Origin of the sequence: uncultured Thalassolituus sp. (assembly GCF_950066645.1) — a bacterium.
Taxonomy (GTDB): domain Bacteria; phylum Pseudomonadota; class Gammaproteobacteria; order Pseudomonadales; family Oceanobacteraceae; genus Thalassolituus.
The window spans coordinates 147,293-165,393 of sequence record NZ_CATMFB010000002.1; the positions used below are offsets into that span (position 1 = coordinate 147,293).

Below are 18,101 nucleotides of genomic sequence, written 5' to 3' on the forward strand. Positions count from 1 at the left end.
GCATTTAACCATAGATTATGCCCGGCAAAGAACCTGCCGGAAGCTCTGAGACCAAATTAATCACCAGATGTTCAATGCTCAGCGACTACCCACTTCAAAACTTCCGTCTGAATGAAAACGGGCAACCTGTAAACGCTTGCGTGCAAGGAGCAGAGGCTCCTCGTCGTAAAACAGAAAATTCTTCCAGCACTGGCGGAAAGTGCGCCAGCTGGTCTGGATCACATGCTGGCTGTCGTAGCAGAAAAACACCTGTGTGTTCGCTTCCCAGTCCTGAAAATCCAGTTCTTCCGGGAGCGAATTGTCATCGGATTCCCACTGGGTCTGCCAGTCAGCACGGGTATGCCAGACCCCGTTGGCCGACGGCCAGTCATCACCGAGAAAATGGCTGGCGTGCGTGGCTTCTTTGCTGACATGCTGACGCCAGTACACCAGAGCAGACTCGGCTGTCAGCGGGCGGATGTCAGCCGCTAATTCGTCGGGCACCGGAAGCTCCCGGTGGCGGAATATCCAACCCTGGTCATAGTCTGAGAGTGTCTGATAATCCATAGCAGTATCCGAAGGTAAATATAACAACAGCATGACACAAAAAAGCCGCCTGATGGCGGCTTTAGTGAGGCATTCCCCGATCAGTCGCGGAAGGTATTTTCTGCAATAAACTGCTGAACAGTGTTCAGGTCTGCCGGCAGAACAGACAGACGCTCTTCGCGCTCCATCAGGTCTTTCAGATGATGCGGCAATTCTGGCATGTCAAAACCAGCGCGTCCTACGGCATCTTCAAACTTCACCGGATGCGCTGTTCCCAGCGTAATCATCGGAATGTTCGGGTTACGACGACATTCTCGCGCGGCTTTGACACCAATCGCTGTGTGAGGGTCCAGCAGGTAGCCTGTTTCAGCGTACACTTCTTTCATCACTTCAACGGTCGTGTGTTCATCGACTGCCAGACTGTCGAACAGTTCGCGGGCTTTGGCGAGTTTATCTTCGTCGAGAGAAATGATGTCGTCGCGAGCGTTCATTTTTGCCATCAGGCCCGCCAGTACCGAACCGTCGCGGTCATACAGATCAAACAGCAGACGTTCGAAGTTGCTGGATACTGCGATATCCATCGACGGTGTGATGGTGTGCTTCAGCGGACGCACCTCATACTGGTTTTTGCTCATCAGACGATGCAGAACATCGTTGGTATTGGTCGCAATCACCAGCTGCTCAATCGGCAGCCCCATCTTACGCGCCATATAGCCCGCAAAAATGTCGCCGAAGTTACCGGTAGGTACGGAGTACGCCATCGGACGCAGCGGACCACCCAGATTCAGGCTTGAATAGAAGTAGTAAACGATCTGAGCCATGATCCGGGCCCAGTTGATGCTGTTAACGGCAACGAGTTTACGCTCACCACGCAGGAAGCTCTGATCACCAAAGCTTGCCTTGACCATGTCCTGCGCCTGATCGAAGTTACCCTCAATCGCGATGTTATAAATATTATCGCCTTCAACCGTGGTCATCTGACGGCGCTGAACCTCAGACACCTTACCGTTCGGGTGCAGAATAAAAATATCCACATTACGGCAGGCTTTTGTACCTTCAATCGCCGCAGAACCGGTATCGCCGGAGGTTGCCCCCATGATCACGACTTTCTCGTTGCGACGCTCCAGAACATAGTCCAGAAGACGACCAAGCAATTGCAGGGCGAAATCTTTAAAGGCCAGGGTCGGACCGTGGAACAGTTCAAGGACGTACTCGTTGTGATCCAGCTGCTGCAGAGGCGCAATCGCCTTGTGACCGAAGTTCGTGTTGTTATACACGTCTTCCAGCATGCCTTTCAGGGCGTCACTGTCGACACACCCTTCAACAAAGGGATAAATCACTTTGTGAGCCAGCTCAGTGTAAGGCAGGTCGCGCCATGACTGAATTTCTTCCAGTGAATACTGTGGTACTTCTTTCGGTACATAGAGACCGCCGTCCGTCGCCAGACCTGTCAGCAGTACGTCTTCAAAGGTGAGTTCCGGCGCATTACCGCGCGTGGAGATATATTTCATCATGACTGGGAGACCCAAGGGTGTTCATTAAAAATGCGCGTAGTTTACATGCTTTACTGGCGATGCGCACCCGCACTCAGAGCCGATCCAGCAATTCCGGGTGATAGTCGTCAACACTGATGTTGAGGCCGGATTCTTCCAGCTGATCACGCAGATCACTCAGCTCTTTGGACAGCTCGCTCATGGTAAGCGTGTTGTCGTCCAGATCGTAGACCTGCCGCGAGCCTTCGAGGTTGTAAAGGCGGATAATCATGGCCTCTCTGCGCCCCTCCTGTACCGCCGCATCCAGCTTTTTCTGGGCGCGGTAAATACGGTTCAGCTCCTGCTTGAGCTTCCAGACATAGTGCACTTCATCAAAATATTCTGTATCACGCAGACGGAAGAGCACCAGAGTCACTATACCCACAGCGGTCGCTACCCCGGCTGCGTTGAGCCAGAAACTGGATTCACCCGCCGCAAAAAGATAACGGTATAATTCAGATGAACTCAATGCGATAACGAACAGACCGGCAATCATGCTCCACTGGATGCGTGAGCGGCGCTCCTGATAGGTCGCTTTATCAATTTTTCTTAGCTTCATGGCTCTCTCCTTACTACAGGGTGGCGAGAATAGCGACTCTGAGTCCGTGATGAAACTTTATATCGCGGCAATTCCCGGCAATGGCACATTTAACACGTTACAGGCTCGTAGCGCCGGGATAAGCTACACCGCAAACAACATAATGTGGAGTTTCCATGAGCAAAATAGACGCCCTCTTTCAGCCAGTCACCCTGGGCCCTCTTGAATTGTCCAACCGGATAGTGATGGCGCCTATGACCCGGACCTATTCACCGGGTAACGTTCCCAACGACCTTAACGTCGCCTACTACGAACGTCGGGCGAAAAATGAAGTTGGCCTGATCATTACTGAAGGTACCTGCATTGGGCACAAGGCTGCTAATGGTTATCCCCGCGTCCCGTTCATATACGGCGAAGAAGCGCTCGCAGGCTGGAAGAAAGTCGTCGATGCTGTTCATGCTGCAGGCGGGAAAATCGCTCCACAGCTCTGGCATGTAGGTGCCGTGCGCAAAGAAGGAGTTGAGCCAGACCCATCAGTACCCGGCTACAGCCCTTCCGGTCTGTTTAAACCCGGAAAAGAAACCGGCGTTGCAATGACCAAACAAGATATTCAGGAAGTCGTCGAGGCGTTTGCTCAGGCCGCTGAAGATTCAAAACGCATAGGGTTTGATGCCGTTGAAGTACACGGTGCGCATGGCTATCTGGTCGATCAGTTCTTCTGGGAAGGCAGCAACCAACGTGACGATGAGTATGGCGGCGATCTGGTCGCCCGAACCCGTTTCGCCTGTGAAATTGTGATGGCGATCCGTGAGCGTGTGGGTCCGGATTTTCCGATCATCTTCCGTTTTTCACAGTGGAAGCAACAGGACTATAACGCCCGTCTGTGTAACACCCCGGAAGAACTGGAGTCCTTCCTCAAGCCCCTCGTCAATGCCGGTGTGGATATCTTCCACTGCTCTACCCGTCGTTTCTGGGAAAAAGAGTTCGAAGGTTCAGATCTCAACCTGGCAGGCTGGACGAAACAGATTACAGGCAAGCCAGTGATCACCGTCGGCAGTGTCGGCCTGAACGCCAGTTTTATTGATGAAGACAAACGCGATATGGTCGACGCCTCTGGCGTTGCCAGCGGTAATATCGAAGAACTCGCAGAACGCCTTGCAAACGAAGAGTTTGAGCTGGTCGCCGTCGGCCGTGCTCTGTTGCAGGACCCGGAATGGGTTATAAAAGTACGCGAGGGGCGCTTTGATGAGCTGAGCGATTACAGCAAAAAATCGCTGATGGAACTCAAGTAAATCCAGTACAAGGATAGGGTATACTGCCCCACACAGTTACCCTATCCTGCGGCCCTCCTGATGACCTCGTTCGATCTCTTCAAGCTCTCACCTGTACTGCAGAACAACCTGAAACAACTTAAATATCTGGAGACTACTCCGGTTCAGGAGAAAGCAATCCCTCTCGCTCTGAAAGGTCGCGACCTGATGGCGTCAGCGCAGACAGGTACAGGTAAAACCGCCGCTTTCACGCTCCCTGTTCTCGAGTGTATGGCCACTACGCGTATCTCAGGCCCGACGTCAGTCAGAGCACTGATACTGGTCCCTACCCGGGAGCTGGCTGAACAGGTGCTTCAGGCTGTACTGAAATACAGTCAGGGGCTGCCATTTAAGAGTTATGCGGTATACGGCGGAGTTGCCCTCAACCCTCAGATCGCGGCGGTGAAAGAAGGCGTTGATATTCTGGTAGCCACACCGGGGCGACTGCTGGATCTGTACCGCCAGAACGTATTGGAATTCCCAGATCTTAAATATCTGATACTCGACGAAGCAGACCGTATGCTGGATCTGGGCTTTGCGGATGAGCTGGATGACCTGTTCTGCGCCTTTCCGAAGCGCCGCCAGACCCTGCTGTTCTCGGCCACGTTCTCTCCGCGAATTAAAGAGTTGGCGAAAGAATTGTTGCGCGATCCTGCCATGATCGAAATAGCAGCACCTAACACTGCTGCAGAGACAGTCATCCAACGCGTTATTCCGGTGGATAAAAAGCGTAAAACCGAATTATTAGAGCATCTCATTAAAAAGCACGGCGAGAAGCAGGCGCTGATATTTGTGAAAATGCGCAGGCAGGTCGACGAGCTTGAAAATCTGTTCAGCGAGGCAGGATACAGCGTCGCTGGTCTTCACGGCGAAAAGTCTCAGGCCACGCGTAATGCCACCATGCAGGCCTTCAAAGAGGGAGCGATTAGTATTCTTATTGCCACAGATGTTGCTGCTCGCGGTCTGGATGTTGATGATCTGCCTCTAGTCATCAATGTCGACTTACCGTTCAACGCCGAAGACTATGTCCACAGAATCGGACGCAGCGGCCGCAAAGGCAAAACAGGCTCGGCAATTTCGCTGGTGACCGCCGATGAAGTAAATCAGCTGGCAGCGATCGAAGCACTGACCGGCGCCTTGATTCCGCGTCACAATGAAGCAGGATTCGAACCAGCACACAAGCTGCCAGAAACGCAGTCAGGCGGGATTCTAGTATCGAAAAATCGCACCGCCAATGCTCCCGGAAAGCGAACAGCGCCATCAGGGAGAGGCGGAGGTCCCCGCATGTTCGATCATTCCGACGATGGCCGTTCAGGCAGAAATAAAGACCGCAGAAAACGCAGAAAAAAGTAACCCTGGAATTCGGAATGCACTCGCTAAGGCCTGCATTATTCAGGGCTCTGGTTGCTCCAGCTCCTGTATGACATAGTCGGCCTCCAGGATTTTTTCCTGGATGCACCTGTGCGCATCCTGCAATCCCCGGTTATAGAAAGTACCGCCCAGCTCCTTCGAAAAGAACTGAATCAGAAATTCAGCATCAAAACTACCAATGTCCTGATGTAACTCGTCTTCAAAATAGCGCTTAATTCTGGCTACCATGTTGTCCGTCTGTTCTCTGCTGAACTCAATATCCATTACGCCCCCGCGTTAGTTTTTCTGGTAGACCCAACACCGCTCACTTCGTTCAAAGCCCAGGGGCTCATAGTAATGATTGGCTGACGGTGCTGCGATAAGAATTATTTTACAGCCCGCCTCAAGAGCATCTGCTGTGTGTTTCAGAAGAGCCTGGCCCAGTCCTTGTCTCTGATAATCACTATCAACAGCGAGATCAGACAGATAGCAGGCGTAATGAAAATCCGTCATGCTCCGCGCAATGCCCACCAACGTTTCGCCGTCCCATACGCTGATGATCAGGTTTGCATGTTCGAGCATACCTTCGAGACAGACCTGATTATCGAGGGGACGACGTTCGCCCAGTGTCGAGCGTTCGAGAAGGCTGCGGAATTCATCGACAGAGATCCGGACATTTTTCCGGAAGCTGAATGGCATGGGACACATCCTGGTGTTTTAGTCGTCCACCAGCATACGGCGCTGGCCGCTCAAAACCAAACTCAGTATTCACTGAAAGAAATAATGCGGGCTTCCTGATCAACTGCCGTCAGTGTGGTTGCCGTCGCATAAAACAGACTACCGCGGAAAAGCATACCGGTATCGTGCTGACAATTGCCCTGAAACAGATAGCACAAAGCTCCTTCCGGCAGTGAAAATACGTCACCGGCCTGCCTGACAGAAACAACAACCCGCCAGCGATCCTGTTGGCAGATATCAGTATCACCGGACTCAGGGTCGAATATCGTCAATGTCGGACCCGGCAGGACCTCGCTGCCGGGATGCAACCAGATCTGCACCATCCCTGCGACATCGTCATCCGGATTTATTTCATTGTGGCTGAAGCCCGAAGCTCCAGAACACTGCAGCATCACCTGCCCGGCGACGACATCCCCCTGCTCTCCTGCAGTACCCTCATGTCTGATGCGTCCGCGGGTAATGATGCTGATGATATTAATATTGCTGTGCGAATGACGCCCGGTAGAACCGCCCGGTCGGAACGCTGCATGCGCAAGGTAGCGTAGCGGTCCTTCCCCCTGCCAGGTGTCTTCACGCTTCTGGTCACCAAACTCGCGACTGTCCATCACGAGAATTCGCTCTCGGATGCCACCAAAACTCAGGATATCCAGATCGTCGTAATGCAGTATTTTCAACTATTCACCCTGTAACGTCAGAATCACCCGGCGGCTGCCGCCATAATTCCTGTGTTCACACAGATAAATCCCCTGCCAGGTGCCCAGGTTAAGCTCACCGTCGGTCACTGGAATCGTGAGTGACGGGCCGAGAATGCTGGATTTAATATGAGCAGGAAGGTCGTCCGACCCTTCAAGAGTATGTTGATAGAATGGCTGATTTTCAGGCACCAGACGGTTAAACACCGATTCAAAATCGGTGCGCACCGTCGGATCAGCGTTTTCATTGATCGTCAGGGACGCGGACGTATGCTGAATAAAGACATGCAGTAATCCGACCGACACCCGGCGAACCTCTGGAATCGCCTGTTCAATATCGTGAGTAATTAAGTGGAAACCACGGGATCGTGATTTTAGTTGCAGGGTTTTCTGGGTCCACATAGAAGTATATCCCGGGGCGGAGGTTAGACGTCTGAGGGCGAAACGCGGTGATGCCGGATACTGAGTAGGAGCGTCAGCGAGGCTGCAACAACAAGGCGCAGAGTTTTATGGAAGCGGAGCGTATTGTAATACGTGAGCATTCCAGAAAACTCTGCAACACAGTTGTTGCAACGCAGCTAGCTTCGGGCCAGATGCTTAGCGCATCATCGGTGGCATGCCCCCTGGCGGCATACCACCACCCGGGCCGCCCATTCCACCCATACCGCCCATCGCACGCATCATTTTCTTCATGCCGCCTTTGCCGGTAACCTTTTTCATCATCTTCTGCATCTGCTTGTGCTGCTTCAGAAGACGGTTAATGTCCTGAATTTCTGTTCCGGAACCGCGGGCAATACGCTTCTTGCGCGAGCCATTAATTTTGTCAGGGAAGCGACGCTCTTCGACTGTCATCGAAAAGATGATGGATTCCATCTGCTTAAACTGTTTCTCTGCGGCGTCAGTCTGCTTGGCCATCGCACCCAGATTGCCCATCCCGGGAAGCTTGTCCAGCATACCGGTGAGGCCACCCATATTCTTCATCTGCTGGATCTGATCCAGAAAATCTTCCAGATCGAAGCCCTTGCCGGTTTTCAGTTTTTTCGCCAGCTTATCGGCCTTGCTCTTATCGATCTTGCGCTCGGCTTCTTCGATCAGCGTCAGAACATCGCCAAGATCCAGAATCCGTGAGGCCACACGATCAGGGTGGAAAGGCTCGAGTGCTTCGGTTTTTTCACCCATACCCATAAATTTGATGGGCTTACCGGTGATATGTCTGACCGAAAGTGCCGCACCGCCACGGGCGTCACCGTCCGCCTTGGTAAGAACAACACCGGTCAGTGGCAGGGCTTCGTTAAACGCCTTAGCGGTGTTTGCTGCATCCTGACCTGTCATGGCATCAACAACAAACAGGGTTTCAACCGGATTAATACCCGCATGCAGCGCTTTGATCTCGTCCATCATGTCCTGATCGACAGTGAGACGACCGGCGGTGTCCACGAGGAGTACGTCATAACCACCGCGGCGGGCAGCGTCTATGGCGCCCTCTGCGATAGCAAGAGGCTTCTGATCCGCCGTCGACGGATGGAATCTGGCACCGACAGAGTCTGCGAGGGTTTCCAACTGCTTGATCGCGGCCGGACGGTAGACGTCGGCTGACACCACCATGACCTTTTTCTTTTCGCGCTCAATCAGGAATTTAGCGAGTTTCCCCACTGTGGTGGTTTTACCCGCTCCCTGAAGGCCCGCCATCAGCACAACGGCTGGCGGCTGAGTAGCGAGGTTCAGCTTTTCATTCGCCTCACCCATCACGCTCTGCAGCTCTTCATGAACGATCTTCAGGAAGACCTGTCCCGGGTTAAGGCTTTTCATCACCTCGGTGCCGATAGCCCGCTCTTTTACCTGCTCGGTAAACGCCTTAACGACGGGCAGTGCTACGTCGGCTTCAAGCAGCGCCATGCGTACTTCACGCATAGTGCCTTTAATGTTTTCATCCGTCAGTTTTGCCTGTCCGGTAATTCCTTTCAGGGCACTACTGAGTCGGTCGGTAAGGCTCTCAAACATCTCGGTGACTCTGTCTGTACATATAAAGAAGGGAGAGTATAACGCGATGAACCAAGTCTCCCCAAGTCCGGTGCTTCTGTCATTTCCACCACTTCCGTGAGCCGGCACCTTGTGCGACACTGACGCCCTCTGTTTGAGGAAGATACATGACAGGTAAGCTGTTGGCGGTTGTAGCCGCCGCTCTCTACATCGCCGGGGCCTGGCGTCAATGGCAGACTGCCCGTGGTGCTGCCCCCTCAGCGCGTGGACAACTCCTGTCACTGACAGGCGCAGGCGCCCTGTTCCACCTTGCGTCGTTGTCGTTCACTTTTATTACCCCGCAGGGCCCGAATCTGGCCATGTTTCAGGTCGGCTCACTGATTTCACTGGTTGTCGTACTTCTGTTGCTGTTCTCTGCCTGGAAGAAGCCTGTCGACAATCTGTTTATTGGCCTGGTACCCATGGCCGCCGTCATCGCTCTGATCGCGGCATCGGTTGATCACCATGTTTTTATCAGCAATGTCAGCTACGCCCTGGTGTGGCATATCCTCCTGTCGATACTGGCGTTCAGTCTGTTTACCATTGCCTCTGTACAGGCCATCCTCGTGATGCTGCAGGACCAGCAGTTACGCCAGCATAAAACGCGCGGCCTGCTGAGATCGCTACCCCCTCTGCAGACAATGGATGCACTGCTGTTTGAAATGATCTGGCTGGGCATCATTCTGCTGAGTGCCGCCTTTGCTATTGGCTGGCCCGTCGTAGTTGATCTCAAAGCTCAGCACCTCGTCCATAAAGTAGCCTTTGCAACCATTGGCTGGGCCGTGTTCGCCACCCTGCTCTTCGGACGTTACCGTTTTGGCTGGAGAGGCCCGGTTGCCGGCAAGTGGACAATCACAGGAACCGCTTTTCTGATTCTGGCGTACTTCGGAAGCCAGTTCGTTCTGGAGTACATTCTGGCCAGATAACAGGGGCCGGGTTGACAGTAACAACACAGTGCCTATGATGGCGGAATCTTTATAACGACAGGATTCCGTCTTGAACGACGTTCCCTTAAGTGTGCTTTTCGGCATACTTGCTCTCCTGATCATTCTGTCAGGATTTTTCTCCAGTTCCGAAACGGGCATGATGTCCCTGAACCGTTACCGGCTACGCCACCTCGCCAGAAGCAAACACAAAGGCGCAGAACGGGCAGTAAAACTGCTGGAAAAGCCCGATCGTCTTATCGGTACCATCCTCACTGGTAACAACCTGGTTAACTTTGCTGCGGCCGCTCTCGCCACCATTATCAGCCAGCGTCTCTGGCCTGATAACCCGGATCTTGCCGTCTTTGTAAACACGATACTCTTCACACTGATCGTGCTGATCTTCGCTGAGCTGACGCCTAAAACTCTGGCCGCCATTGCTCCCGAGAAGATCGCGTTTCCGGCCTCACGGATTCTGATCGGACTGCAGTGGGCGCTGCATCCGGCCGTCTGGTTCGTAAACACCATTGCCAACGCTCTGCTGCGTCTTATCCGGATCGATGTAAACAACGCCACGCCAGACAACCTCAGCACCGAAGAACTGCGTACGGTCGTGCGCGAAGCCGGCTCTATGATTCCGAAGCGCCACCAGCACATGCTGATCTCTATTCTTGATCTGGAAAAGATGACGGTTAACGACATCATGGTTCCGCGCAATGAGATCATCGGTATCAACCTGGAAGATCCACTGGGCGATATCATTCAGCAGCTGCGGACCACTCAGCACACCCGCCTGCCGGTATACCGTGGCGACATTAATGATGTTGTTGGTGTGCTTCATACCCGCAACATCAGCCGGTTTCTGTCATCTGGTGAGTACCTGAAACAGGACATCGAAAAACTGAGTCGTGAGCCCTACTTCATTCCGGAAAGTACGCCACTGCATACGCAGCTGTTTAACTTCCAGAAGTACCAGCGTCGTATCGCACTGGTCGTCGATGAATACGGCGATGTGCAGGGCATCTGTACCCTGGAAGATATCCTCGAAGAAATCGTGGGCGAGTTTACCACTGACGTGGCCTCAAGCAGCTCGCCTGATGTCCATCCTCAGGACGACGGCAGCTTTATCATCGACGGTACGGCATTTGTCCGCGACGTGAATAAGACCATGCACTGGGACCTTCCTACCGACGGTCCTAAGTCTGTCAGCGGTATGATCGTTGAGTACCTGGAGCATATTCCTGAAGCGCCGGTCTGCCTGCGCATGGGACGCTACCGGATCGAGATCATGCAGATCAAAGACAACACCATCCGCAGCGCGAAAGTCACCTTCGATCCGAAATTCCGCGACGCGGACGATTGATTCCCAGAGCGGGGTAGGAACTGCCCCGCTTCAACAGCTACAATACCCCACCATTTTTCAGAGCCACCGAAACGAATTGTCATGACCGATCTGAACGCTCGCAAAATACTTGTCACCAGTGCCCTGCCCTACGCAAACGGCTCCATTCACTTAGGCCACCTGCTGGAATACATCCAGACCGATATCTGGGTCCGCTTCCAGAAAGCCCGCGGCCATCAGTGCACTTACGTGTGTGCTGACGATGCTCACGGCACGGCCATCATGCTGCGTGCCGAGAAAGAAGGCATCAGCCCGGAAGAGCAGATCGCCCGCGTCAAAGCTGAGCACGAAACCGATTTTGCCGATTTCCAGATCGCGTTTGATAATTTCCACAGCACACACAGCGAAGAAAACCGCGAGCTGTCGGCGGCTATCTACAAAGCCTGCCGCGACAAAGGCCACATCGCCACGCGCAGCATTAAGCAGCTGTACGATCCGGTCAAAGAACTGTTTCTGGCTGACCGTTACATCAAAGGCAACTGCCCTAAATGCGACGCCGAAGACCAGTACGGCGACAACTGTGAAGTCTGTGGCGCGACCTACACCCCGGCGGAGCTGAAAAAACCTTATTCGGTGATTTCTGGTGCCACGCCGGTTGAAAAAGAGTCCGAGCACTTCTTTTTTAAACTGCCGGACTTTCAGGACTTCCTGAAAGAGTGGACCCGTTCTGGCACCCTGCAGGACGAAGTCGCGAACAAGCTGGCCGAGTGGCTGGATTCTGGCCTGCAGGAATGGGATATCTCCCGTGATGCGCCGTACTTCGGTTTTGAAATTCCGGACGCTCCGGGCAAGTATTTCTACGTCTGGCTGGATGCACCGATCGGTTACATGGCGAGCTTCAAAAACCTGTGTGACCGCCGCGATGATCTGGATTTTGATGATTACTGGAAGAAAGGGTCTGACGCTGAGGTCTACCACTTCATCGGTAAAGACATCATCAACTTCCACGCCCTGTTCTGGCCATCCATGCTGACGGCTGCGGATTACCGCACGCCAACCGCGGTCAACGCACACGGTTTCGTCACGGTAAACGGCAGCAAGATGTCCAAGTCGCGTGGCACCTTCATCAAGGCCCGAACTTACCTGAATCATCTGAATCCTACGTATCTGCGCTACTACTTTGCCGCCAAACTCAGCAGCAGCGTCGACGACTTCGACCTCAACCTCGAAGACTTCGTGCAGCGTGTAAACTCGGATCTGGTGAACAAGCTGATTAATATTGCCAGCCGTACCGCCAACTTCATCAAGAAATCCGGTGGTGTTCTCAGTGAGACCTGTGCTGAAGAAGCCATGGTGAACGATTTCATCAACGCCGGTGATCATATCGCTGAGCTGTATGAGAAACGCGAATTCGGCCGCGCCATGAAAGAAATCATGACGCTGGCTGACCGTGCTAACGAATACATTCAGGCAAAAGCGCCATGGGCAATGTCGAAAGAAGAAGGCCGTGAGCAGGAAGTGCTCGAGGTCTGCTCGGTGGCCGTTAACCTGTTCCGTCAGCTGATGACTTACCTGTCACCGGTACTGCCGGAACTGGCGGACAAAACCGCCGCCTTCCTCAACCTGGAAACGCTGGGCTGGGAAGATCGTCGCACCATCCTGACGGGTCACGAGATCAACAAGTTCAAGCCGATGCTGGCCCGTGCCGAAATGGACAAGGTCACCGCCATTCTGGAAGAAACCAAAGCTGAACTTGAAAAAGAGAACGGTGGTGCTGCTCCAGCAGCTGAGAAGAAAGCGGACAAAAAAGCAGAGAAGAAGGCCAAGAACAAAGGGCCAGAGCTCCGTGAAGACGGCAACGAAGTGATCGCCGACACCATCGAGTTCCCGGACTTTGCCAAGGTTGACCTGCGTATTGCCCGTATCGTTAAGGCCGATCACGTTGAAGGAGCAGACAAACTGCTGCAACTGACACTGGACATCGGCAACGGCGAGACCCGTAACGTATTCTCCGGCATCAAAGCGGCCTACAAGCCCGAAGATCTGGAAGGGAAACTGACCGTGATGGTCGCCAACCTGGCACCGCGCAAAATGAAATTCGGACTGTCCGAGGGCATGGTGCTGGCCGCCGGCCCAGGTGGCAGCGATATTTACCTGCTTGAGCCTCACGATGGTGCTCAACCAGGCATGCGAGTAATGTAAGGAGAATATTATGAAAACACTGATTACCTGCCTTTCGGCAATGATCCTGCTGCTGGGAATGGTGAACGAAGCCCAGGCCAAGCGCTTTGGCAGCGGCGGTTTTGGTAAAGCGTTTCCGACTAAGACGGCCCCTGCCCCTCAGAAGCAGACGCCGCAGAAATCTACCCCCGACGGTGCCCAACAAGCTGCACCGGCTAAAGGTGGGCTGATGGGCGGTATGCTCGGTGGTCTTCTTGCCGGTGGCCTGTTCGCCTATCTGCTCGGCAGTGGTGCGTTTGAAGGTCTGCAGCTCATGGATATCCTGCTGTTCGCCGGTATCGCCTTTCTCCTGTTCAAACTGTTGAAAGGTGCGTCCCGACCACAGCATCGGGCAGCCACCAGCGCCGGACCACAGACGTTTCAGGCTGAAGCTCCGTTCTCTGGTTCGTCCGCCTCAGCAGATCACTCCTTGAATGAAGTGAACCTTCCCGATGGTTTTGACGCCGATACATTTATCGCCGGTGCACTGGAACACTACCGACTGGTGCAGCAGGCCTGGAATGAAGGCAACCTCGATCTCATCCGTGAGTATGTCAGCCCGGAACTCTACGCCGCTCTCGCAGCACAACGTAATCGTCTGATGGTGCCACCGCAGACAGAGATTCTTGATCTGGATGCCAGCATCGTACGTGCCGATGGCAATGCCACACATCGCGAGATCAGCATTCTGTTCAAAGGGCGCTGCAAAGATGAGCTGGAGAAGTCTGAAGACGGCATCTTTGACGTCTGGCATCTGGAGCGCGACATGCGCGAAGATGATTCTCCATGGATCGTCGTAGGTATCGAAGCCGAAGGTTGAGCAAAAAAAAGCCCGGTGAAACACCGGGCTTTAAAGTGGAGATAAAGATCCCTATGTCAGAACCTTTGAGCGGATAGTACTCTCACTTTTCCGCCTCAGATAGGGAAAATTCAGCCAAACAGTTACAAAACGCGCCATATGTTACACATGACTCGTTTTATGTAACAATCAGGCCAACCTATTCAGACACTTATACGACTGTGTCTAAGTATCTTCCAGGCACATATCCTGAGCGTGAAGTAACACAGGTACCCTGCTAACAGGGTGTCGCTCAGAAAATGCCCCCCCTGAATGATCCGGGTCGCACTCAGTACCAGACCCGTCACTACCCCCGCCCAGAACCATCCACGGGACCCCAGTGCCCAACCCAGCGCCATAAACCAGAATCCCATCGCAGCATGACCACTGACAAAGCTGTTGCAGCCTTTATCGCAGGACGAACTGATTTCGTAGGCTCGGGTAAACTCTTTGCGGCCACCAAATTGCTCAACATTCTTAGGGCGGGCGCGGTCAAACCCTTCTTTCGCCACGGAGTGCACGAGAATGCCCGGTCCTGCGAGCAGACTGACCAGCAGAAATACCCAGATACGATGGAGCGACTTATCCATCATGCCTTTCTTAAGACCAAGAAGCACAACCGCCAGCATCACCGGAACCAGCAGAAACGGCAGATACCGGAACAAGCCGTAGATAGAATCAGCTACCGGGCTGCTGGCGCCCCACCATGTATCCGTCGTGGGGTTATAAAACCAACCACTGACCGTGAGATCGACCGCAGGAAAGGCGACAAAGATAATCGAGAGAACAATAAAACTGAGCCAGTCCGCATGGCGGACGACAAAAGACTTCATGACGTTGTGTTCCGGAATTCTGGAATGCCAGAGGATACCGGAATTTTACTCTGGTGGTAGCCTCAGCGTTGGCAGGCGCAGGATATAGACAGTGACGCCCACTCCGATGGCAGGCAGAAGATAGTGCAGCATCGCCCGGTCGACCAGCACGAACGCGGTGAGTAACAGCATGCTCCACATCAGAATCAGGGTATAAACCTTTGCTTTGAGGGGCATCCCCTCGCCATTCAGGTAATAGACAAGATACCGGCCAAGACGCGGGTGACTGACCAGCCATTCATAGAAACGTGGCGAGGTACGGACAAAGCAGGCAGCCGCCAGCAGAAGAAAAGGGGTCGTCGGCAGTACCGGAAGGAAAATGCCGATGACTCCAAGAATGACACTCAACCACCCAGCGCCAATCACGCTGTATCGCAGCAGCGGATTGCGGATCATTGCCGGGCGTTGGACGGGTTCTGTCATCAGAGCCGCCGGCTGAAACGACGCCGGTACTCAGTCGGCGTAAGCCCCGTCTTTTTGCGGAACAGACGACGGAACGAGCTGGCGTCCTCATACCCCACATCCGACATTACAACATCAACAGTGCGGTCAGTTTCTTCAAGCAACTTGCGGGCGGATTCAATACGGATCGACTGGATATAGGTGTTAGGCGGCATATCGAGCGCCGCGTTAAAGCGGCGAATCAGAGTGCGCTTGGACATACCAAACTTATCAGCCAGCTCTTCAACCGTAATGTCACTGGCGTAATGCTCATCCAGCCAGGTCTGTATCTCAGCCACTTTGTCGTCTTTATGCGGCTTGGACAGACGCATCAGGGAATAGGTCAACTGGCTGTCACGGCGGTAATCAAACACAAATGCCTTGGCTGTCTGCACGGCGACTTCGAAGCTGATTAATCTTTCCAGCAGGTGCAGCGCCAGATCAAACCAGGACAGGCCGCCACCGGCACAGTATATATGGCCGTCCCGGGTAATCAGCTGATCGGCCTGTAACTCAACATCCGGATAGCGTTGCTGAAACAGGCTCTTATACCCCCAGTGAGTCGTCGCTTTGCGACCGCTCAGCACCCCGGCTTCTGCTAACAGAAAGGTCCCGGTGCAGTTACCACAGATCAGCCATTCTTTTTCATCCGCTCGACGTAACAGCTCCATTGTGCTGGACAGTTCTGACCCAACCAGCCCCGCGGGATCTCCCAGTGTCGGAATTACCAGAATGTCAGCATCTGTGACTTCGTCGTAGCTCATGTGCGCTCCCAGCTCAATGCCATTAATGCAGCGCACAATGCCGCCATCCGGCGAGGCAATACGCACATTAAACAGACGCTCTGGTGTCTGACCCTGAATTGAATTCCAGGTGACACCAGCGAGCGCGAGCAGATCGAGTACCCCGGTGATGGCGGAAGCGAGCGATTTCGGATACCCGACGACTACGACATTAAGCATGGTGTTTTGTCACGTACGGCTTGGTGAGTGTGTATCATGCCAATGACAGGGAATGATAACAAGTACCACCCAGAAATAAGAAATTAACTATCAAGTTGAGAAAAAATATAAATTTTAACTAAGAAAAGTCTCCTAATAAGATGACTACACACTTATAAAGGAGTAACGGAAATGAAACAGATCATCAGAAAAATCCGCCGCCCGGCCACCACCGACTGCGAATATAACTACGCCAACAATTACTACGGTGACCAGGTGTGCGTGAAACGCAGATAAGAAGCCTCAGGTGGGCTTCTTATAGCTCTTACGGAGTTGCTTACGGGCTTTATCGACTTTGATTTTCCGCTTGTTCTGGGTCCGCTCAACCGCTTGTGCGCGGCGCTTGCTGGAGTGACGGACCTCTTTTTTCTTGTCAGAAAACGGGTTGTCCCCTTTGCGGAACTCGAAGCGGATCGGTGTACCTTTAATATTCAGCACACGGCGGAAGGTGTTAGCCATGTAGCGCTTATAATCTTCAGGCAGCTCATCAACCATATTGCCGTGAACGACAATGATTGGTGGGTTAGAGCCCCCCTGGTGTGCATAACGCAGCTTAGGACGGCGGCCACGGACGATCGGCGGCTGATGCGAAGCCGCAGCGTCTTCCATAATCCGCGTGAGCATATTGGTCTGCCATTTTGCCATCGCCGACTCATACGCCTGATCGACTGACTCATACAGATGCCCGACCCCGGTACCATGTAACGCAGAAATAAAATGCATATCGGCAAAGGTCAGAAAATCGAAGCGGCGGTCAATTTCGTCTTTAACACGCTGCTTGTCATCCGCATCCATGCCATCCCATTTATTGATGGCAATCACCAGCGCCCGGCCGGAGTTGAGCACGAAGCTCAACATATGCAGATCCTGCTCTACGATCCCCGTACGCGCATCCAGCACCAGAATACAGACGTTACAGTCCTGAATGGCCTGCAGGGTTTTGATGATGGAGAATTTTTCCGCGGCTTCAGAAATGTTCTTCCGGCGGCGAACCCCCGCGGTATCAATCAGGGTATATTCCTGACCGTGACGTTCATAGGGGATATAAATGCTGTCCCGGGTGGTACCGGCTTCGTCAAAAACGACCACGCGGTCTTCGCCCAGAAAGCGGTTAACCAGTGTGGATTTACCCACATTCGGGCGCCCCACCACGGCGATCTTGATGCCTTTAATATCCAGCTCTTCGTGATCGCGCGCGCTTTCCTCCAGCTCGTCTTCGTAGTAATAGCCAGTTTCTTCTTCCGCCGCTTTCTCTTCGCCTTCCAGCTCATCCATGACGTAATCAATCAGCGCTGAAACACCGCGGTTATGTGCCGCAGCGATTGGCAGCGGCTCGCCCATACCCAGCTCGAAAAACTCGCCCAGAACCATATCAGGGTTCTTACCGTCGATCTTATTCGCAACCAGGTAGGCAGACTTTTCATTGCGACGCAGGTATTCCGCAATCATGCGGTCACCCGAGGTCATGCCTGCGGCGACATCGACCATAAAAAATACGATGTCTGCTTCACGGATTGCCTGAAAGCTCTGTGCCGCCATCGCCTCATCGATGCCCTCTTCCTGACCGCTGATACCGCCAGTATCAATGACAATAAAAGGACGATCGCCAACCTTCCCCTCGCCGTATTTACGGTCACGGGTCAGGCCCGCAATTTCAGCAACCAATGCATCACGGGTTTTGGTAAGACGGTTGAACAGGGTCGACTTACCGACATTCGGCCGGCCAACCAGTGCAATCACAGGTACCATGTCAGGAACCT

The 18,101-nt window shown here is 53.3% G+C and carries 18 protein-coding genes; 6 read left to right on the forward strand and 12 right to left on the reverse strand.

Annotated elements, in window-relative coordinates:
• Positions 1-78: 78 nt before the first annotated feature.
• From Q1L85_RS02470 to Q1L85_RS02480, 3 genes are all read right to left on the reverse strand, one after another.
• Complete coding sequence (locus Q1L85_RS02470) at positions 79-546, reverse strand: DUF2947 domain-containing protein (RefSeq protein ID WP_300425456.1); 468 nt, start codon at positions 544-546, stop codon at positions 79-81.
• A gap of 80 nt (positions 547-626) precedes the next feature.
• Entirely contained in the window at positions 627-2,036 is a 1,410-nt protein-coding gene (gene thrC / locus Q1L85_RS02475; protein ID WP_300425496.1) for a threonine synthase, read from the reverse strand.
• 76 nt (positions 2,037-2,112) lie between these two features.
• On the reverse strand, positions 2,113-2,616 hold the full coding sequence (locus Q1L85_RS02480; RefSeq protein WP_300425455.1) for a DUF3087 family protein: 504 nt from the start codon (positions 2,614-2,616) through the stop codon (positions 2,113-2,115).
• A gap of 155 nt (positions 2,617-2,771) precedes the next feature.
• Here Q1L85_RS02480 and Q1L85_RS02485 point away from each other — a divergent pair, with 155 nt between their 5' ends.
• The gene (locus Q1L85_RS02485; protein ID WP_300425454.1) at positions 2,772-3,887 is read left to right on the forward strand and encodes an NADH:flavin oxidoreductase; all 1,116 of its coding nucleotides are present in this window, start codon (positions 2,772-2,774) and stop codon (positions 3,885-3,887) included.
• A gap of 60 nt (positions 3,888-3,947) precedes the next feature.
• Positions 3,948-5,258, forward strand: coding sequence for a DEAD/DEAH box helicase (locus Q1L85_RS02490; RefSeq protein WP_300425453.1), 1,311 nt, complete (start codon positions 3,948-3,950; stop codon positions 5,256-5,258).
• A gap of 39 nt (positions 5,259-5,297) precedes the next feature.
• Here the strand turns inward: Q1L85_RS02490 and Q1L85_RS02495 are convergent, their stop codons facing one another.
• From Q1L85_RS02495 to ffh, 5 genes are all read right to left on the reverse strand, one after another.
• The gene (locus Q1L85_RS02495) at positions 5,298-5,540 is read right to left on the reverse strand and encodes a DUF2164 domain-containing protein (RefSeq protein WP_300425451.1); all 243 of its coding nucleotides are present in this window, start codon (positions 5,538-5,540) and stop codon (positions 5,298-5,300) included.
• Positions 5,541-5,552: 12 nt separating this feature from the next.
• On the reverse strand, positions 5,553-5,954 hold the full coding sequence (locus Q1L85_RS02500) for a GNAT family N-acetyltransferase (protein WP_300425450.1): 402 nt from the start codon (positions 5,952-5,954) through the stop codon (positions 5,553-5,555).
• Between the two features lie 62 nt (positions 5,955-6,016).
• Entirely contained in the window at positions 6,017-6,667 is a 651-nt protein-coding gene (locus Q1L85_RS02505; protein ID WP_300425448.1) for a pirin family protein, read from the reverse strand.
• The gene (locus Q1L85_RS02510; protein ID WP_300425446.1) at positions 6,668-7,087 is read right to left on the reverse strand and encodes a secondary thiamine-phosphate synthase enzyme YjbQ; all 420 of its coding nucleotides are present in this window, start codon (positions 7,085-7,087) and stop codon (positions 6,668-6,670) included.
• Between the two features lie 195 nt (positions 7,088-7,282).
• Entirely contained in the window at positions 7,283-8,686 is a 1,404-nt protein-coding gene (gene ffh, locus Q1L85_RS02515) for a signal recognition particle protein (protein ID WP_300425445.1), read from the reverse strand.
• Positions 8,687-8,832: 146 nt separating this feature from the next.
• On the opposite strand from ffh, the gene Q1L85_RS02520 reads away from it, so the two are divergent.
• The 4 genes from Q1L85_RS02520 to Q1L85_RS02535 all read left to right on the forward strand — a co-directional run bounded on the left by Q1L85_RS02520 (position 8,833) and on the right by Q1L85_RS02535 (position 14,009).
• On the forward strand, positions 8,833-9,630 hold the full coding sequence (locus Q1L85_RS02520) for an inner membrane protein YpjD (RefSeq protein WP_300425443.1): 798 nt from the start codon (positions 8,833-8,835) through the stop codon (positions 9,628-9,630).
• Positions 9,631-9,700: 70 nt separating this feature from the next.
• A complete protein-coding gene (locus Q1L85_RS02525) occupies positions 9,701-10,990 on the forward strand; it encodes an HlyC/CorC family transporter (RefSeq protein ID WP_300432170.1) in 1,290 nt (429 codons plus the stop codon).
• 81 nt (positions 10,991-11,071) lie between these two features.
• Positions 11,072-13,171 (forward strand): methionine--tRNA ligase, encoded by a 2,100-nt coding sequence (gene metG, locus Q1L85_RS02530; protein ID WP_300428018.1) that lies wholly within the window; start codon positions 11,072-11,074, stop codon positions 13,169-13,171.
• 10 nt (positions 13,172-13,181) lie between these two features.
• Complete coding sequence (locus tag Q1L85_RS02535; protein WP_300428017.1) at positions 13,182-14,009, forward strand: Tim44-like domain-containing protein; 828 nt, start codon at positions 13,182-13,184, stop codon at positions 14,007-14,009.
• A 182-nt stretch (positions 14,010-14,191) separates the two neighbouring features.
• On the opposite strand, the gene Q1L85_RS02540 is transcribed toward Q1L85_RS02535, so the two are convergent.
• The 4 genes from Q1L85_RS02540 to der all read right to left on the reverse strand — a co-directional run bounded on the left by Q1L85_RS02540 (position 14,192) and on the right by der (position 18,090).
• Complete coding sequence (locus tag Q1L85_RS02540) at positions 14,192-14,860, reverse strand: phosphatase PAP2 family protein (protein ID WP_300428016.1); 669 nt, start codon at positions 14,858-14,860, stop codon at positions 14,192-14,194.
• A 45-nt stretch (positions 14,861-14,905) separates the two neighbouring features.
• Positions 14,906-15,322, reverse strand: coding sequence for a YbaN family protein (locus Q1L85_RS02545; protein WP_300428014.1), 417 nt, complete (start codon positions 15,320-15,322; stop codon positions 14,906-14,908).
• Entirely contained in the window at positions 15,322-16,302 is a 981-nt protein-coding gene (locus Q1L85_RS02550) for a GlxA family transcriptional regulator (protein WP_300428013.1), read from the reverse strand. Before Q1L85_RS02550 ends, Q1L85_RS02545 begins: the two co-directional genes overlap by 1 nt.
• A 282-nt stretch (positions 16,303-16,584) precedes the next feature.
• Complete coding sequence (der, locus tag Q1L85_RS02555; RefSeq protein ID WP_300428012.1) at positions 16,585-18,090, reverse strand: ribosome biogenesis GTPase Der; 1,506 nt, start codon at positions 18,088-18,090, stop codon at positions 16,585-16,587.
• Positions 18,091-18,101 lie beyond the last annotated feature (11 nt).

Bases quoted from the DNA above. Each gene is read 5' to 3' on its own strand.
- Q1L85_RS02470 (WP_300425456.1), bottom strand. From the start codon at position 546: ATGGATTATCAGACACTCTCAGACTATGACCAGGGTTGGATATTCCGC.
- thrC (WP_300425496.1), bottom strand. From the start codon at position 2,036: ATGAAATATATCTCCACGCGCGGTAATGCGCCGGAACTCACCTTTGAA.
- Q1L85_RS02480 (WP_300425455.1), bottom strand. From the start codon at position 2,616: ATGAAGCTAAGAAAAATTGATAAAGCGACCTATCAGGAGCGCCGCTCA.
- Q1L85_RS02485 (WP_300425454.1), top strand. From the start codon at position 2,772: ATGAGCAAAATAGACGCCCTCTTTCAGCCAGTCACCCTGGGCCCTCTT.
- Q1L85_RS02490 (WP_300425453.1), top strand. From the start codon at position 3,948: ATGACCTCGTTCGATCTCTTCAAGCTCTCACCTGTACTGCAGAACAAC.
- Q1L85_RS02495 (WP_300425451.1), bottom strand. From the start codon at position 5,540: ATGGATATTGAGTTCAGCAGAGAACAGACGGACAACATGGTAGCCAGA.
- Q1L85_RS02500 (WP_300425450.1), bottom strand. From the start codon at position 5,954: ATGCCATTCAGCTTCCGGAAAAATGTCCGGATCTCTGTCGATGAATTC.
- Q1L85_RS02510 (WP_300425446.1), bottom strand. From the start codon at position 7,087: ATGTGGACCCAGAAAACCCTGCAACTAAAATCACGATCCCGTGGTTTC.
- ffh (WP_300425445.1), bottom strand. From the start codon at position 8,686: ATGTTTGAGAGCCTTACCGACCGACTCAGTAGTGCCCTGAAAGGAATT.
- Q1L85_RS02520 (WP_300425443.1), top strand. From the start codon at position 8,833: ATGACAGGTAAGCTGTTGGCGGTTGTAGCCGCCGCTCTCTACATCGCC.
- metG (WP_300428018.1), top strand. From the start codon at position 11,072: ATGACCGATCTGAACGCTCGCAAAATACTTGTCACCAGTGCCCTGCCC.
- Q1L85_RS02535 (WP_300428017.1), top strand. From the start codon at position 13,182: ATGAAAACACTGATTACCTGCCTTTCGGCAATGATCCTGCTGCTGGGA.
- Q1L85_RS02540 (WP_300428016.1), bottom strand. From the start codon at position 14,860: ATGAAGTCTTTTGTCGTCCGCCATGCGGACTGGCTCAGTTTTATTGTT.
- Q1L85_RS02545 (WP_300428014.1), bottom strand. From the start codon at position 15,322: ATGACAGAACCCGTCCAACGCCCGGCAATGATCCGCAATCCGCTGCTG.
- Q1L85_RS02550 (WP_300428013.1), bottom strand. From the start codon at position 16,302: ATGCTTAATGTCGTAGTCGTCGGGTATCCGAAATCGCTCGCTTCCGCC.
- der (WP_300428012.1), bottom strand. From the start codon at position 18,090: ATGGTACCTGTGATTGCACTGGTTGGCCGGCCGAATGTCGGTAAGTCG.